This is a genomic window from Candidatus Latescibacterota bacterium, from assembly GCA_019038625.1.
Classification (GTDB): domain Bacteria; phylum Krumholzibacteriota; class Krumholzibacteriia; order Krumholzibacteriales; family Krumholzibacteriaceae; genus JAGLYV01.
The window spans coordinates 1-18,128 of sequence record JAHOYU010000094.1; the positions used below are offsets into that span (position 1 = coordinate 1).

13 protein-coding genes are annotated in these 18,128 nt (G+C 47.6%); all 13 read left to right on the forward strand.

The genetic code is table 11. The features are described 5' to 3' along the window. The coding region (locus KOO63_07090) for a ComEC/Rec2 family competence protein (protein ID MBU8921568.1) at positions 1 to 1,641 on the forward strand (1,641 nt) is incomplete at its 5' end. A 196-nt stretch (positions 1,642 to 1,837) separates the two neighbouring features. Next, positions 1,838 to 2,461, forward strand: coding sequence for a phosphoribosylglycinamide formyltransferase (gene purN, locus KOO63_07095; GenBank protein ID MBU8921569.1), 624 nt, complete (start codon positions 1,838 to 1,840; stop codon positions 2,459 to 2,461). Then, positions 2,454 to 3,359, forward strand: a complete 906-nt coding sequence (locus KOO63_07100) for a phosphoribosylaminoimidazolesuccinocarboxamide synthase (GenBank protein MBU8921570.1) — start codon at positions 2,454 to 2,456, stop codon at positions 3,357 to 3,359. Before purN ends, KOO63_07100 begins: the two co-directional genes overlap by 8 nt. Beyond that, a complete protein-coding gene (gene purH / locus KOO63_07105; GenBank protein MBU8921571.1) occupies positions 3,356 to 4,918 on the forward strand; it encodes a bifunctional phosphoribosylaminoimidazolecarboxamide formyltransferase/IMP cyclohydrolase in 1,563 nt (520 codons plus the stop codon). Before KOO63_07100 ends, purH begins: the two co-directional genes overlap by 4 nt. A 15-nt stretch (positions 4,919 to 4,933) precedes the next feature. Further along, positions 4,934 to 6,481: a glutamine-hydrolyzing GMP synthase gene (gene guaA / locus KOO63_07110; protein MBU8921572.1), complete on the forward strand. Its 1,548-nt coding sequence runs from the start codon at positions 4,934 to 4,936 to the stop codon at positions 6,479 to 6,481. 123 nt (positions 6,482 to 6,604) lie between these two features. Further along, positions 6,605 to 8,767, forward strand: a complete 2,163-nt coding sequence (locus KOO63_07115) for a lytic transglycosylase domain-containing protein (protein MBU8921573.1) — start codon at positions 6,605 to 6,607, stop codon at positions 8,765 to 8,767. Then, positions 8,764 to 10,119, forward strand: a complete 1,356-nt coding sequence (locus KOO63_07120; protein MBU8921574.1) for a hypothetical protein — start codon at positions 8,764 to 8,766, stop codon at positions 10,117 to 10,119. The genes KOO63_07115 and KOO63_07120 overlap by 4 nt, the downstream gene beginning before the upstream one ends. 117 nt (positions 10,120 to 10,236) lie before the next feature. After that, on the forward strand, positions 10,237 to 11,178 hold the full coding sequence (locus KOO63_07125; protein ID MBU8921575.1) for a tetratricopeptide repeat protein: 942 nt from the start codon (positions 10,237 to 10,239) through the stop codon (positions 11,176 to 11,178). Positions 11,179 to 11,184: 6 nt separating this feature from the next. Next, positions 11,185 to 11,877 (forward strand): DnaJ domain-containing protein, encoded by a 693-nt coding sequence (locus tag KOO63_07130; protein MBU8921576.1) that lies wholly within the window; start codon positions 11,185 to 11,187, stop codon positions 11,875 to 11,877. A gap of 83 nt (positions 11,878 to 11,960) precedes the next feature. Further along, the gene (locus KOO63_07135; protein ID MBU8921577.1) at positions 11,961 to 13,865 is read left to right on the forward strand and encodes a PQQ-binding-like beta-propeller repeat protein; all 1,905 of its coding nucleotides are present in this window, start codon (positions 11,961 to 11,963) and stop codon (positions 13,863 to 13,865) included. A 109-nt stretch (positions 13,866 to 13,974) separates the two neighbouring features. Beyond that, on the forward strand, positions 13,975 to 17,028 hold the full coding sequence (gene secA / locus KOO63_07140) for a preprotein translocase subunit SecA (GenBank protein ID MBU8921578.1): 3,054 nt from the start codon (positions 13,975 to 13,977) through the stop codon (positions 17,026 to 17,028). 53 nt (positions 17,029 to 17,081) lie between these two features. Continuing rightward, positions 17,082 to 17,522, forward strand: coding sequence for a DUF494 family protein (locus KOO63_07145; GenBank protein ID MBU8921579.1), 441 nt, complete (start codon positions 17,082 to 17,084; stop codon positions 17,520 to 17,522). Positions 17,523 to 17,536: 14 nt separating this feature from the next. Further along, on the forward strand, positions 17,537 to 18,128 hold a 592-nt coding region (locus KOO63_07150; GenBank protein MBU8921580.1), incomplete at its 3' end, for a type I DNA topoisomerase.

Consider the following 18,128-nt stretch of genomic DNA (forward strand, 5'->3'; position numbering starts at 1 on the left):
CTGATGCGGTGTGTCCTGGTATGTATCACCGGTCTATTGATAACTTCTTCTGTGACTATCGCGGAAGATCTGGCAGACAGTGGATCGGGAAGTATCGATGAGATCGGTCGTGGCTCATCGGTCCCGGATCGGAAGGTCGATGGAGAGGGAGACATTGCCTCCAGTGATCTGTCCGTATGGTTGCGAGATATTCCGTTAAAACTGAATTCACTGATAAATTCAAGGATCGATAGCCCGCTGCTTACAAGAGACAGTAACAGTATCCTGAAAGCGTTGATCCTTGCGGACAGGAAAAAACTCGATCCTTCGATTCGTGACGGTTTTTCATATCTTGGGGTGGCTCATTATCTTGCCTTGAGCGGACTGCATTTAGGTGCCATTGCCGGAGTCCTTTCCTGGCTGATGTCCCTTCTTCCCCTGAAAAGGATCATTAGAGATGCTATTCTCCTGGTATGCTTGACCCTTTATACTCTGACGGCGGGCTCTCCGCATTCGTTATTAAGGGCGATAGCGTTGTTGATTACGATGAGGTTGATGTTTCTTGCCGGAAAAAAGATCACGTTACCGACCGCCCTGATCTCCAGTTCGTTTATCCTTGTATCCTTCAGGTATTCTCTCCTGAGCAGCCCGGGGTTTCTTCTTTCGTTCACGGCGGTTGCCGGGATCGGATATATGGGGCTGCCCATAATGGGAGTGTTGACTCCGTATCTTCCGCGTAAAGGAGCAGGCAGGATCTTAAGCTGGTTGGTGGGAGTCATCTGCATCACGGTCTCGGTACAGATGTTCACGCTACCGTTGATTCTAGGTTTCTTTGGCCGGACACCAGTCCTGGCGTTTATTTCAAACATACTGCTAGGTGTACCTGTTATGGCAATCCTGTATATGGGGCTGGCATTCGTGGTGGTGCCTGCAATCTGGATGCAATCTGTTATTTCAGTGCCAGTAAACATGATCGCATGGATATTTCGGAAAGTGCCTGAAACTGCTGGATTTCTTGGTGGTCCGGCAGTGCATGCTGGAGATATTGAGCAAATAGCATACTCTTTATCGATTATAACAGCCTGTCTGTCGCTTGGAAGGGGGAGACGAGGGAAAAAACCGTTGCTTCTACTCTCGGTCATTATTCTAACAGTATCTGTAGCGCTGGGTGCATCGACGAGTAAGGGAACTCAGAGAAAATCCTGGCCGGACGACACGGAAAGGAGTGGTAGGTTTCCGGAGGGAATAGAGATCTTGAAAGATGGGACCGCATGTCTGATAATCGGCCAGAAGCTCAGTAGATATCATGCATGGAGACTTGTCACAGACCTGTGGAAATCAGGTGTATCCTCGGTCGATATCGTCATTGTGCAGGGTACCGACATGTTGTCTTTGATGGGGATTTCCAGTCTTGGCAGAAAAATGAAGGTCGCACATCTGATCTGCAGTCCATTTCTGGGAATCAATGATTCAAATTTCAACTCGAAAATCCACTCGTCCTTCGGTAAGGTGACCTTTTTAGCAGCAGATACAATGATTACAGTGGGAGAATCTATCATATTTCTCGAGGCACCGCCGGGTCTGCCTTCCAGGGGCTGTAAAGTCGATTCGAAGAGTGCTGGATTAAGATTAGATATCGTCTCGTCACCGATTGGGTATTGAAGTTATATACGGGGTGTTACACAGATGAGTTGATGTTGTATATCAGGCGAGATATCCTGGCGTGTATTTTCTCCTCAATGCCTACTTGACTTGAGAGTGTTGAAGAGGATAGTATCGGCCCATTGGCCAGGTGGCGCCCGGAGGCGGACTGCCCGGCCTCTCTGTTTAGGAGGATTTTCCAAGAGTCTGGAGGAAGATGGGAACGGATATCAAGATTGCGGTACTCGCTTCAGGCAGGGGCAGTAACTTCAGAGCTCTTGCGGAGGCGACATCTGATGAAAGATTTCCTGCAGAGACTGTTCTACTGATAGTCGATAATCCTGATGCCGGAGCTCTGGTCTATGCCTCGGAATCGGGAATAGCGGCTGAAATCGTCGATTGCGGCAAAAGGAAGGGGTCGATGACCCCTGAAAGTAGTGAATCTATGGCGGAAATCTGTGCCAGATATGAGATAGACCTTATATGTCTCGCCGGATTTATGCGGATCGTGAAGGGGGAGTTGCTTGACAGGTACTCCGGCAGGATGTTGAACATTCATCCGGCTCTTCTACCAAGCTTTAAAGGGTTGGACGGTCAGGGCCAGGCAATTGAATATGGTGTTAGAGTGTCGGGATGCACGGTTCATTTTGTCGACAAGGGGATAGATACTGGAGCGATCATAATACAAAAAACTGTTCCCGTCGAGAATGATGATACAGCCGAGTCGCTGAGCAAGAAAATATTAGGCGAGGAGCATCGGGCATATCCCGAAGCAGTCAGGCTGTTCGCCGAAAGAAGATTGAAGATCCGTGGAAGGAGAGTTTTCATTGATGATGAATGAAAATAGAGGCCAGAAGGATACGCTGCCAGGAATCGAGCCGACATACAGAGGGAAAGTAAGGGACATATACGATCTGGGTGACATGCTGGTGCTCGTTGCATCAGACAGGGTGTCCGCCTATGATTCGGTCATCCCCACACCGATACCTGGTAAGGGAGCGGTCCTTAATATGATATCGGCAGCCTGGTTCGGATGGTTCGGAGACCTCCAAAATCATATGGTGAGCGTGGATGTAAGTGAGTATCCGGAACCATTCAGAAATTTCGAAAAAGAACTTTCTGGCAGGTCTATGCTTGTAAGAAAAGCCGAGAGGATCGATCTGGAATGCATTGTACGGGGATACATCTCGGGGTCAGGCTGGAAAGACTATCAGAGGACAGGTGCGATCTGCGGGATCGATCTGCCTGAGGGACTTCAACTCTCACAGAAACTTGATCAGCCTGTCTTTACTCCTTCGACAAAGGCTGATTCGGGGCATGATGAGAATGTTTCGCTGGAAGAAGCCGCGGAGATCGTGGGGGAAGATACTGTCAAGGCCGTGAAGAAGTTGAGCCTCGATATTTTCACAAGAGCCTGTGATTACGCTCTGACAAAAGGGATCATCATCGCGGATACGAAGTTCGAATTCGGACGGGTCGATGGTGAAATAGTGATTATCGATGAAGTCCTTACACCGGATTCGTCGAGATTCTGGCTTGTCGAAGAATATGAGCCGGGAAAGCAGCAGAGAAGTCTTGATAAACAGTATGTGCGGGATTATCTCGATAAAAGTGGCTGGGATCATAATCCTCCAGCCCCGGAGTTGCCTGCCGAGGTCGTGTCGAAAACAGTGGAGCGTTATAAAATGGCTGTAAGGAACCTCTTTCCCGACCTTGATATTGAAAGGTATTTTAAATGAGCAAGAAGATCAGAAGAGCTTTGATCAGCGTCACCGACAAGAGTGGTCTCGAGGAGTTCGCGCGTGGGCTTGCAAAGAGAGGTGTTGAGATCATTGCTTCCGGTGGAACGGCTGCGGCCGTGAGTAAGGCTGGAATTGATGTCATCGAGATAAGTGACCTGACGGGATTCCCCGAATGCATGGACGGCAGGGTCAAGACTCTCCATCCAAAGATTCATGGAGGGATCCTCGCTGACAGGGAAAAAGACTCGCATCTTGAGCAGGCCGGAAAGCTCGGGATAGGTCTTATCGACCTTGTCGCGGTCAACCTTTACAGATTCAGGGAGGCAGCGGCCGATCCGGGACTTGACGAAAAGGGAAAGATCGAGCAGATAGATATCGGCGGGCCTACGCTTATCAGATCGGCAGCAAAGAATTATCATTCAGTAGCGATCGTCGTGGATCCGGAAGATTATTCAAGCATACTGGAAGAGCTTGACGCAAAAAACGGGGAAACGACTCTTGAAACAAGACGGACACTTGCTTCCAAAGCATTTCACCACACCGCATCCTATGATGCAGCGATATCGGGTTTCTTCGATTCTATCGAACATCCTGACGGTCTTCCGGAAGAGAAGATAACCGTTTACAGGCGCTCTCGTTCATTAAGATACGGGGAGAATCCTCACCAGCAGGCGGCACTTTATATTTCTGCATCTCCTGAGGGTTCTTTTACAGACTTCGTTCAGCATCAGGGCAAGGAACTTTCCTTTAACAATATTCAGGATATGTGGGCCGCTTTCCTTCTGGGAAAAGACCTGGGGGAGGGTTCCTGTGCAATCCTGAAGCACATGAACCCATGTGGAGCCGCACAAGGTTCAGACCCTCTGAAAAATTTCATGCGAGCCAGGAAAACAGACCCCTTGTCTGCCTTTGGAAGTATTATCTGTGTAAACGATATTGTCGATGGGGAGCTTGCCGAAGCAACAAAAGCTGGTTTCGTGGAAGTGGTATTGGCCAGAGGGTTCACAGAAGGTGCTCTGGAGGCTCTTAAGAAAAAAAAGAACCTTCGTTTGATCACAGTGCCGGAAGCTGAATGGAACAGGGATGTCTCAGGCTGGACAAGCAGGGAGGCTGGAGACATGATGCTTCTCCAGAAAAGGGATATAGGATTTCCCGAACTTGAAAGCCTTGAAGTCGTGACCTCGCGCAAACCTGACGAAGAAGAGATGAAAGCGATGATCCTCGCGTGGAAGGTCGTCAAGCATATCAAATCAAACGGGATCGTCATCTGTGATTCAATGGGTACTATTGGTGTTGGAGCAGGTCAGATGAGCAGGGTGGATTCATGCAGGATCGCAGTCGATAAGGCCAGGAGAGAGAATATGGTGATCGATGGCGGATCGGCAGGATCAGACGCATTTTTCCCCTTCCCGGATGGAGTAGAATATCTGGTCGATGCAGGTGTGAAGAATATAATTCAGCCTGGTGGATCAATAAGGGACGAAGAAGTGATCGCAGCCGCCGAAAAACTGGGTATTTCGATGGTGATGACTGGCAAAAGGCATTTCAGACACTAGAAGACAGGATTGAAGATGAAGGACTGGAGTGGCGAGAGTATTGTAATCCTTGATTTCGGCTCACAGTACACGCAGTTGATTGCGAGGAAGATCAGGGCCCAGAAAGTCTTTTCAAACATTTTAACGAATTCAGCATCAATCGATGAGATAGTCGCTGAAAAACCTGCCGGGATAATTCTTTCTGGAGGACCGGCGAGTGTTATGGATGAGAAGGCTCCAGGTCTGAAAGCGGATATTTTCTCGCTTGGCTTACCTGTGCTTGGTATCTGTTACGGTATGCAGTTGATCTCTATCGACAGGGGTGGGGAAGTAGACAAGTCGGATCACAGGGAATTCGGCCATACAGTGATCGATGTAGAGAGCGAAAACCCTCTGTTCCGGGGTACTCCCGCGCGACAACGTGTCTGGATGAGCCATGGAGTCAAAGTAAATTCTCTTCCTGACGGATTTGAGACGATAGCGTCAACCGAAGGATGCCCTATCGCTGCTGTAGAAAACAGGGCAGAAAAGATTTTCGGGCTACAATTCCATCCCGAAGTATATCATACCGATCACGGGGAGACTATTTTAAGGAATTTTATTTTTGATATCTGCGGATGCAGACCGACATGGAGTTCTGCCAGTTTTGCCGACCGTGAGATAGAGAAGATAAGGGAGACAGTAGGAGATTCCAGGGTTCTTTGCGCTGTGAGCGGAGGTGTTGACAGTTCTGTGATGGCCGTTCTTCTCGACAAGGCAATAGGGAAGCAGCTCTGTCCGGTGTTCGTCGATAATGGACTGCTCCGGGACAGGGAAGCGGAGGAAGTGAAAGAACTGCTTTCGGAATATCTGACGACGGAACTTGTATTCGTGGACGCCACTGATGAATTTCTGGGAAGGCTGGAAGGAGTCACTGACGCTGAAAAGAAACGGAAGATCATCGGTAAGTGTTTTATAGATATATTCGAAGAACAGAGTGGGATACACGGACCTTTTGATTATCTGGCCCAAGGGACCTTATACCCGGATATTATAGAGAGCCGCTCGACAGTCGGTCCGTCGGCCACGATAAAATCACATCATAACGTTGGTGGGCTACCTGAAGATCTCAAATTTGATCTGGTAGAACCGCTTTCTCTCCTCTTCAAGGATGAAGTACGGGAGGTAGGGATGTATCTCGGACTGCCTGAAAGGCAGATAAAAAGACATCCGTTTCCTGGCCCGGGGCTTGCGGTGAGAGTGCCGGGAGAAATTATAAGATCCGACCTGGATGTTCTGCGTCAAGTGGACAGGATATTCATTGACGGCCTGAAAAATAGCGGACTTTACGATGAGGTATGGCAGGCGTTCGCAGTGCTGTTACCGGTGAAAAGTGTGGGAGTGATGGGTGATGAAAGGACATATCAGAATGCTGTTGTACTCAGGGCGGTCACAAGCACCGATGGGATGACCGCGGACTGGGCGAAGCTGCCATTCGATTTTCTTCAGGAGATATCGAACGAGATAATTAATCGTGTCGATGGTGTTAACAGGGTCGTTTACGATATAAGCACAAAACCGCCAAGTACGATCGAGTGGGAGTGACAGCCAGAAGCGGGTTTTCTCTTCTGGCACCTAACTTGCCCTTCCTGTTTCAGTTAATACCCTTATTACTTGAGAGGTAATAGTACGGTTATGCCAAAATCATGCAACAGCGTGTTACTATTGATGTTATTGCTGACAGTCGTCTCCTCGTCCAGTCAGGCCGCCGCAAGGGATGTCCATGTCTGGAGAGGAGAATACGCGAAAGCGGTACCAGGAATGCATCATGTTCTTCAAAGGGAAGATGCTCCTTATCTGGTAATGGCCGGAGAGTTGGGGAGGGCATCCGAGGCCCTTCGGGGTGATGAGGACGAGTTGCTGAAAGCTTTTATTTCGTTCCGGGCAGAAGAATGGTCTGACGTCATTGAAAGTTCAATTGGAGTCATGACAAATCCATGGCTTGAAACATATCGAAAATATATGAGGTCATCTTCTTTTCTTAAGATGGATATGCCGGATAGTGCTATTTCCATTTCAAAGAAGTTGCTGACAGATTATTCGACAGGCAACAGACATTCGACTGACACTTTCACATTAAAACGCGTAATGAATATCTACGCCAGATCTCTTTTTCTTTCTGGCAGGATAGATCCGAATCTGCTGGAGACGGTGGATCTGGGTTGTATCGAGGGAAATACTCTGGTCGATCTTGCGGTACAATATTTTTCGGAAGGGTTATACGAATCCTCGAACATTCTGATCATTGAAGCCTCGGGAAAGAGACTTGGTACGGACGGGAAGAAGAAACTCGAAGAGATCCTCCTTTCAGAGAAATGGGAAGGAAGTGACATCCCCCCCAGTGATCTGGCCAGGATCGCCCGCGGCGCGATCGGCGCAGGGTTGTCGGATGCAGGCGAAAGAGTTGTCAGCGTACTTGAAAAAGGAGATCATGACAGGTGGGAAGCCTCTTTCCTGCATGGCCTCATTCTGGAAAAAATGAACCGTAAGAGAGCTGCAAAAAAAAGGTTCAAGGAGATATTCAATTCCAGTGCTCCGATAGAGATCAAGAAAAACTCTCTTCTGCGGATCGCCTCAATCGATTATTCCCTCAGAAGGATGAATAATGCGGCAGCTAATTATCGTATGTTCGGTGTCTACTATCCGGATGACGCAAGGGCGGAGAACGCGATAGATATTTCAGCAAGGATCAAAGTAGCACAACGAAAATGGGATAAGGCGATCGATACGTGGGACCTGACAAGGCGAAAAGGCCCAGTTTCGTCTGTAGGTCGCAATTCGGTGATCAGTGAAGCAGCACTGTGTATCAGGCTTGGTCGGCGAAAACAGGCAAGAAGTATACTGAATTCGCTTATGTCTCATGTTGATGGAAGAAGCAGTGCAGCGGCGATTTACTGGATGTACAGGGCCAGCGATGATCCTGATTCGTTGGATATGTGGAAGGGAAGATTGGAAGAGGTCGTACCCGCATCGGTCTATTCGTTAGCCATGGAGAATGAAGAAAAGCCCGGTTTAAAAGGGATAGAAGGATTCGTGGCAGATGAGATAAAGCGACTCGAGGTTGAAGAACGGGAAGAGTATGAAGCAATCAGGTCTCGAATATTTCATGATAGATCAACCTGTGAATCTATGCTTTTGGACGCCTTTGACTATCTTATAGACAACGGACTTCTTGATGAAGCTTCAGAGCTAGCTTCCGTCGTTGAGGCTGGTAAAGACGAAGATGAATGGTTACCCTGGTATCTCTATTGTCGCTTCAGGGAAAAGGGGATGATCGGAGAGAGTCTTTCAGTCCTGCACAAGGGCAGGAACTACCCGGGTGGTGGGAAGGTTCCAATAAAACTTTTGTATCCAGTCGCATATTCAGGGTTGATTGCTGAATACACTGAAAAATATAACATCCCTCCCGAACTCGTCCTCAGTGTCATTCGTGAGGAAAGTTCGTTTGATGACAAAGCTGTCTCACCAGTGGGAGCGGTCGGGCTGATGCAACTGATGCCTTCGACTGGAAGGTGGATCGGAGAAAAACTGAAGATCAGAGATTTTAATAAAACGTATTTGTCAGAACCTTGTTTCAACATTTCAGCTGGTACATGGTATCTGAGATTTCTTCTCGATAGATGCGAAGAATCGATTGTGGGAGCTTTGGCGGCATACAATGCGGGAAACAGGAAAATGTCTTCCTGGAAAAAGGAATATGATCCATCAGGTGATCCTCTGCTGGCGATGGAGCTGATAGGGATCAAGGAAACAAGAGAATATGTCAGACGTGTGATGTCGACAATGGCGATGTACAGAAATATGTACATGGACAACGGAGTCGAGAGATGAAACTGAAGGAACTGTTCAGCCTGTTCATATTCTCCGGGACCGCTTTCCTGTTTTTTATTTCAGGGGCGAGAACAGGTTCAACGCTGGTGGTTCCTCCCTGGACTCATACTTATGGTTTTCACAAAGTCACTGAATATCAACTCAGATTGATGTCGGCATTCAAGACAGGTTTCCTGGATCCGGAGGCAGTATTCTGCACAGGACTGAAAAGTGACTGTGATTCAGGTAGTACGGATGACGACGATGACATAGCGATATTCGGGATCAATAGATATGATAATACTGTGATTTATAGTACGGAAAGTGGAAGAGTGAAGGTGGTGGGGAAAGATAGCGATACAGTGAAATTCTCAGAACCTGCAGATCTCACAGGAGACGATTGTGGGAATCTTTTTGTGGCCGATACCGGGAATAACAGGATAGTACATCTCCGGTTGACGGATGGGGATCTTGTCTTTATGAGGGAGTTGAAAACATTCGATGGACTCGAACTGGATTCACCCCGTAGCATCGATTATTCGGGTGGCCTGTTATTCATTGCTGATACTGGTAACGACAGGATAGTCGTGACCAGTCCTGATGGAAAAACCGAATCGATCCTCATGCCCGGGACCGATGGATCAAGGCTCGAGTCACCAATATCAGTTAGTGTCGTATCTGAGAGTGATGACTGGGTTTATTACAGAGATCCCTTCGTGGCGGTTGCGGACAGTTCCGGAAAAAGATTGTGGAAGATCGAATTGGATAATGGCAGGACCACGGTTGTCAGATATTGCAATATATCCGGGAGGAACGGCGCATTCAATGCTATTGATACGGATTACTACAGTAATATCTATATCACAGACAGATCGTCTTGCTGCATATACAAATTTGATCGTAATCTCAATCATATCATAACTCTAGGGAAAGGCATGGAAGGTGGAGTCGACTTCGATGAAGCGAGGGACATCTCAATAAACAGACGTTTCGGCCAGGTTGTCGTATTAGGGGGGAAAGGATTAAGATATTTCTGGGTAGGGACCGATCTTCTGCATTTCAACGCATCTGGTCTGTGTTACGACAATAAAGCGGGGAAATGTAGTGTAGACATATCGTTTCTCATCACAGAACATTCGGTCGTCGATATATTTCTTGAGGATATGAATGGCGAAGAAAGGTTGTATTTTGCAAGAGATTTCCTTCTTCCGGGGGGACAATTCGACAAGAGGATCGAAGTGGGTGGTCTTGATCCAGTAACTATTGAAAATTATCGGCCCAGGCTGGTAGCAGTCGCGAAACCCACTTATTCTTCAACCGATTATATAGCTATAACAAGGAAATCATCCAGGCTTAAGCCCACCTTCCGGTAATCAGATCTGATCTGAACCTCCCAGAATTCCTTTTGGCCTGCCATTTGCAATAATCCCACATATCGTGTTGGTGGCCAGAATTTATAAAGAAACCCAGAAATGGAAAGGGCTCAGATAATGTTTATAAATAGATTTCTTGGATTCTTGCCAAAAAGCAACTTGAAGAAGGCTCTGGGGTTCCTGAACAAGGGTGAGTACAGGAAATCGTGCAGGGAGTTCGAATCATATCTTGCTCGGAAAGCCGGTGTGATAGGAGGTAAGGACCAGGAAATGATTCGGATGTACATGGTAGAGTCCTTTATCGAATATGCGAGGGAACTGGAAATCGCGGGGAAGTACGATGAAGCTGCCATAGAACTCGAGAAAGCGGTCGAACTGCAGCCTCATTATGCAGATGTCCACTTTACCCTTGGGTGCATGTACGGTATTTCAGGAAAAACGGTCAATGCACGGGAGAGCATCAAGAGATCCCTTGCTATTAACCCTGACTACTTCAGGGCAAGAATCATGCTCGCAAAAAGCTATCGTGACGACGGGAAATATGACAGGTGTATCGAAGAGATGGGTATGGCCTTATCCGCTGCCCCTGATTTCTTTTCCGAAAAGGTGCGTGAGTTGACAAGGGAAATCAGGATCGAACCGGATGGCAAAAATGCGGATGATCTCTTTGAACTGCTTCTGGAAGAAAAACCGTCTTCGTCGCAGGTAAGTAAACAGATCGCACTTGAAGCAGTACAGAACGGAGATTATGAATACGCGATAACTGAACTGAAAAAATCTGTATCGATGAATCCAAATTATCCCGACTTGCATAATCTTCTCGGAATAGCTTACGCGAACATGGGGATGACCGATGATGCTGTAATGGAATTTGAGACAGCTTTAAAGGTCAATCCTGACTACCTGAAGGCCAGAATCAACATGGCGCTCACTCTTTACGAAAAAGGTTCTTCGGAAGAGGCGATGACACACCTGAAAGTCATCATGAATCTCGATCCCGAGAACGAATTGGCCAATAATCTTCTCAAGGAACTTGAACCGGTCCTGAACAAGAGGTAGATAGAAGTGAATATCGATTATTATGCAATCCTGGAAGCGTGGCCGACTTCATCAAAGGATGATATAAAGAAAAACTACTTCCGTCTCGCAAAGCTTTATCATCCTGACGTAGCTGGTGACAAGCCAGAGAACAAGGAGCGATTCAAGCGGATCAACGAGGCGTTCAGTGTACTGGACAATACGGAGAAAAGACAGCAGTACGATGAATCACTTAGAAAAAGCAAGCAGCAGGGGTCACGTGACGCCCAGGCATTGCAGGAAAACGACCTGAGAGCTGCCTCCATCGCTTTTCGGCAGGCAAAGGAGTCGATGAGGGACGGGTTCTACGATAAGGCTGTTCTTTTGCTCAAGTCAGCCATCAGGTACAATCCATCCAATCCTACATATCAGAGTTGGTATGGATTCAGCCTTGCGATGACGAACAAGAATCTCCATGAAGCCAGGGACGCTTGCCGTATGGCTATCCAGAGCGAATTTTATAATGCCGACTATCATGCGAACCTGGGGTTTGTATATTTCAAAGCAGGTTTGAAGGCTCAGGCAATAAAGCATTTCAATGAAGCCCTGAAATGGGATAAGGAAAACAGTATAGCAAATAAATTCCTTGATCAGGTCGACAGCGGCAGAAGGAAGGATGTGGGGCCGATTGACAGGATGATCTCGGCCGCAAAGCATCTCTTTGGGGCAAAAAGTAGTTAAATCGCTGGTTTAATCCCGCAAACTCATATTTTTGTTGCATTTTCAGCGCGTCCCGGCTAGTCTCCGCAAGCGAGGTGGTCGTGATGAACAAGACGTCTTTTCTGTGTATTGGCAACAAGGGCAAGGAAAACTCGCTCGTCTATCAGGAAACTCCCAGAAAATCCAGAGGTGAAGAGTTTTTTGTTTTCTTTTCTCCTTCGGATCCCGCGTTCGAACAAGTCGCACGGAAGTTATTCAGGAATATCATTTCTCTTTCCAGGCTCGGGCATCCGTCAAATTTCTTTTCAAAGGTGATAGAGATATTCAAGGATGCGGCTGATCTCTATGATCCGGAAGGTGCTTTTCTCTCAAATTCAACGATCCTTGTCATGATAAAGAGAGAAAAAGATGTCTATCTTCTCCGGAACAGGGGTGTAGAGGCTATTCACAGGGATATCGATAGATCTGTCGAGACCCAGCTTGATGTCTGGCCAGGAGTTCACCGATACGATCTGGATCGGCACACAGGCCAGGTCGAACTTTTTGAAAGTAAAACAGAGGATTTCTTCACATTCCAGCGATTTGAAATGAAACCTGGCAGGCATACCATTGTTTTCGTGCCGTCGAAAGATTTTATTGAAAGGCACCGTGAGGCGATGCTCAACAGTGTATTCTTCCCTTCGATCGAGATGAAAGATAATGGGATCGAGACCGGGATCGATCTGACATTTCCGGCAATGCGATGGAATATACCGACGATTTATGATACGCCGCTGACTGGCGAAAGGAGAATGGGAATGATAAGAAAATGGATTCCGTATTCGGCCGGTGCTGTAGCTGTCATTGCAGCCCTCTTATTTATTTTCAAACCTTTTGGAAGTGGGGGCGATAGTTCGATAGAAGGTGATGTTCTTCTTACAGCTGAAGACGGAACAGAGGAAACAACCGAGATAAGAGTTGCTGAACATCCTGGATCTGAAAAGACTGTTGAGGAGGAAACCCCTCTGCCAGGCAGCATTTCTGGCGAAGTGACGATAAGTCTGGTTGATGGGTGGAAAAAGAAATTCGAGGCGCCTGTAACGTCCTCGCCTGTCATAACAGGGGATCAGGTCATATTTGGATGCCGTGACGGGAAGCTGTATTCCTTCAGCAGGGATGGGGCCCTTCTATGGAAATACGAAGGAAAACAGGGAATCGGAGCTTCTCCGTGTGTGTCTGAAGGAAGAGTGATCTGCGCTGATTACGAGGGAAATGTCTTTTGTCTCGACGCGTTATCGGGCAGACTCATATGGAACAATGTGACTGGGGACAAGATCGTAAGTTCGCCCGTCGTCGGGAAGGGCCTGGTTATCACCGGGACGACAAAGGGGACCCTCTCAGCGTATTCCCTTGAAGACGGAAGACTATTATGGAGTGAAAAGATCGGTACGGGAATCTGGGCGACGAGTACCATAGAGGATGATTTTGTCATCGCAGCGACAACTGATGGATCATTGGTGAGACTGAATCATTCCGGGAGGGTACTCTGGAGAGTCAAGCCTGGTGGGGATATCTATTCGAGTCCTCTCGTTCTGAGAGAAAATGACCTTGTCATTTTCGGTACAGGAGATCGGTTCATATACGCATATTCTCTCTCGGCGGGCAATCTCATGTGGAGATTTTCAGCAGGCAGCGACATAAGGAGCGCTCCTGTGACAAACGGAAGTGACATATTTGTCGGTTCGGAAGACGGAAATCTTTTTGCTTTGACATCAGCCGGAACTCTTTCATGGAAGAAAAATGTCGGCGGTGCGGTAAGATCGCGGCCTCTTCTCGCTGGAGATGTTGTGTTTGTAACGACATACGGTTCAAGACTGAAAGCGTTCAAATCGATAGATGGGGAGCCTGTGGATGAATACAGGGTAGAATCTCCCGTCTATTCATCGCCGGCGACTGATGGTAAATTGATTTATTTCGGGTCAAATCAGGGGTATTTTCATGCTGCTCGCCTTGAGCGTGGCATCAGTTAGGCCGGTTGTCAGGTGTCGAATCCCCGACAATCAGCTCAGGGACAATACTACCTTCCTTGCTTATTTTTCGCCCGTAAGCTATTTTCCGGGTAAATCGGAGGTTATTTGAGTGTTTAAGGGAATTGTAAGGAAATTATTCGGGGATCGAAAATCGAGACTCATGAAAGGGCTTGAACCGAGGATCGAGGAGATCAAGGGATACGCGGAAGGCTATTTATCCCTGGGCGATGAACAATTCCCCGAAAAGACCCTTGAATTCATTGAAAGGTTGAAGGCTGGCGAGACGACGGACGATATTCTGCCTGAAGCATTTGGCCTCGCATACGAAGCCTGCAGGCGTCATGTCGGTAAAAGCTGGGTCGTGGTCGGGCAGGAGCTCAAGTGGGAAATGATCCCTTTTGATGTTCAACTAGCCGGGGCGATAGCCCTTCACGAAGGGTCAATAGCTGAGATGGCCACTGGTGAGGGAAAGACTCTCGCGGCAGTCATGCCACTATACCTCAATGCCCTTAAGAAAAAAGGCGCTCATCTCGTCACAGTCAATGACTACCTGGCGAAAAGGGATTCGGAGTGGATGGGGGAGATCTACAGCTTTCTGGGACTTACTTTCGGGTGTCTTCAGAACGACATGAGTCCTTCAGAAAAGCTGGAGATCTATAGACGCGATATCACTTACGGTACGAACAACGAGTTCGGATTCGATTATCTCAGGGACAATATGAAGATGAGCAGGGATCAACAGGTCCAGCATCATCACTTTTACGCAATAGTAGATGAGGTAGACAGTGTTCTGGTAGACGAGGCACGAACACCTCTCATAATCTCCGGGCCGGTATCCGGTTCTTCAAAAAACGAAAATTTCGCACTTCTCAGAAACCGGGTCGAAGCTCTTGTTAGAAAACAGAAAAGGATGATAAATGATATCCTGACCGAAGTAGAAAAATCGGCCGGAAAAGAAGATGACGAAAGTGATGACGATCTTGGTATAAAGCTGCTTCTTGCAAGAAGAGGTGATCCCAAGAACAAGAGATTCATGAAGTTGCGCAAATCTCCCGGTTATGAAAAGATGATGCTCAGGGCTGAAGCAGATTTTATGAGGGAGAAGAGGCTTCATGAACTCGACGAGGAGTTGTATTTCGTCATTGACGAAAGGGCAAACACAATTGACCTTACCGATAAGGGCAGAAACAATCTCTCTGCGGAAGACCAGGAGATGTTCATTCTGCCGGATCTGAGTCTGGAAATCAAGAATATCGACTCCAACGAGTCCCTCGATTTCAAGAGTAAGCTGGCCAGGAAGGACGAGGCTTACAGACGTTACGCAAGCAAGAGCGAGATCATTCATAACTTTTCACAACTTTTAAAGGCCTACACACTCTTCGAAAAGGATGTCGAATATGTCGTGCAGGACGGAAAAGTTATGATCGTTGATGAATTTACAGGCAGGTTGATGGCGGGCAGAAGATTCAGCGATGGACTTCACCAGGCCCTGGAGGCGAAAGAAAAGGTGCGGATCGAGGGAGAAACCCAGACATTCGCCACTATCACCCTTCAGAACTTCTTCAGGATGTACGACAAGCTGGCCGGGATGACGGGAACCGCCGAGACTGAAGAAGAGGAATTTCACAAGATATACAAGCTTGCCGTAAATGTTATGCCGACAAACAAACCGATACGGCGCATAGACTATGATGATGTCATCTTCAGGACCAAGAGAGAAAAATACACAGCTATCATCAAGGAAATAAGAAGACTTCACGAAGCAGGCCTGCCGGTTCTTGTGGGAACCGTCACCGTAGAAGTCTCAGAGACCCTCAGCAGGATGCTCAAACGCGATGGTATCCCTCACAATGTGCTCAACGCAAAGCACCACCAGAGAGAGGCAGAAATTGTCTCCTCAGCCGGAAAGAAAGGCGCGGTCACTATAGCTACTAATATGGCCGGACGTGGAACAGACATCAAACTCGAAGCAGGAGTGGTCAAGTGTGAGAGGTGCTGTATACTCTGCGAGACCCCCGACGATTGTCCTCAGTGTCCTAATGGAGAAAAAAAGACGGAATGCACAGAAGACGTGCCTTGTGGACTTCATATTATCGGAACCGAGAGACATGAGAGCAGGAGGATCGACAGGCAGCTCAGGGGGCGTTCGGGCAGGCAGGGTGATCCCGGTTCTTCGCGTTTCTTTATTTCCCTGGAAGACGAATTGATGAGGCTGTTCGGGTCCGAAAGGATATCATCGGTGATGGACAGGCTCGGGGTCGAGGATGGTGAAGTCATAACCCATCCGTTTATCACAAAAGCCATAGAAAAATCTCAGAAAAAAGTTGAAATGTACAACTTCGGGATCAGGAAGAGACTTCTCGAATACGACGACGTGATGAACATGCAGAGAGAAGTCATATATGGGCGCAGGAACGAGATGCTTGCTCTTAAGAGTATAGATGAAATGGTAGAAGGACTTATCGATAATGTCAGTGATGGGATCCAGGAGAAATACCTGCCAGAAGAGTCCGAGGTAGATGAGTGGGATCTTGACGGTGCATGTTCCGAGATGGAGAATATATTCCTCGCGCCGTTCGAGAGCGGAGATATCTCTGAAAAGGTCAAAAAGACGCCGGGAGCCGTATTGACGCTTATGAAAGAAACCGCTCTCAAGGCTTTTGAAATGAGAAAGGCGACTATACCACCCGACATCCTTGAAAAATTCGGCCAGATCATCATGCTTCAGAGCATAGATGAAAAATGGATGGACCATCTTCACGAACTTGATAATCTCAAAGAAGGCATACATCTTCGTTCATACGCTCAGAAGGACCCACTACTTGAATACAAACAGGAAGCGTTTGGGATGTTTTCCGAGATGCTCGAGGATATCGACAAATCGATCTTGTGGGGGCTGTTTCATGCCCGTCTCCAGCCCGAAGATGAAAGCCGGAGACAGAGAAACGTGGATTCCGGAGTCGCGGTGCACCAGGTCGCTGATGCGTACAGCGCTGGAAGACCACAGGCCCAGTCTGGGAAATCTTCTGCAGGAGGTACTTCCGGTCGTCCGCCTCAGCCGCGACCTGCAATGAGAGAGGAACCGAAAGTAGGACGGAACGATCCATGTCCTTGCGGAAGTGGTAAAAAATATAAAAAGTGTTGCGGAAAGAAAGACGTATAAGCATTATTCTCCATTGAACAATATGGACCAACAGCTTTCAGACGGGGATGGAGATGAAGGAACGCATCAAGGAGATCATAACCTATATCATGGACCTGAGAACAGGTGATCCTTTCGATATGGCGTTTATGTACGATGAATTAGAGGACCTGGGTTACTCCAGCGATGAGATCGACCAGGCTTTTACTATCCTTGATTTTGACGGTGAGACTGGAGATATCGATTCGCCGTCATTCGTCCATAATAAGAACAGGATCCTTGGCGAAGGAGAAAAAATAGTGCTTTCGATTGAAGCTCAGGGATACCTGCTCCGCCTCAGGGCCTCGGGTTGGCTTACAGAAGTCCAACTTAGTCTGATCATAGAAAATGCTGCAATCGATTATCAGGTCCCGATATCTGTCAATGAAATCATTGAGCTTACTGAAAGGTATGTACCGGAGATACCAGACGACATCCTTACCGGATCGGGCAGACCTTCCGACATGCTGAATTAGACAGGGAGAATAATTTGAATCAGGTGCTTGTTATTGTAGAGTCCCCCGCAAAAGCCAGGACGATAAAGAAATATCTTGGAAAAGGTTATAAGGTCAAGGCTTCGGTCGGGCATATCAGAGATCTTCCAAAAAAAGAACTCGGGATAGATATAGAGAAGGGGTTTACTCCCAAGTATGTCAACGACAGAAAGAAAAGCAAAATAGTCAAGGAATTGCGGGAAGAAGCTGCAAAAAGCGAAGAAGTTCTTCTAGCAACGGACATGGATCGTGAGGGAGAGGCTATCGCCTGGCACCTGGAAGAGATCCTTAAGAAGACTAAAGTCCCTATGCGGAGGATTATCTTTAACGAGATAACTGCCAACGCGATAAGGGAAGCGGTGGAGAATCCTCACGAGATCGACATGAATAAGGTAAACGCGCAACAGGCAAGGAGAATCCTGGATAGACTCGTCGGTTATCTCATCAGCCCGGTTCTGTGGAAGATATTTTATAGGGGGCTCTCGGCTGGCAGGGTGCAGAGTGTCGGGTTGAGGCTCCTGTGCGAACGTGAAGAGGAGATCAGGCAGTTGATTCCAGCGGAGGGCTGGACGATAGAAGCATTACTCA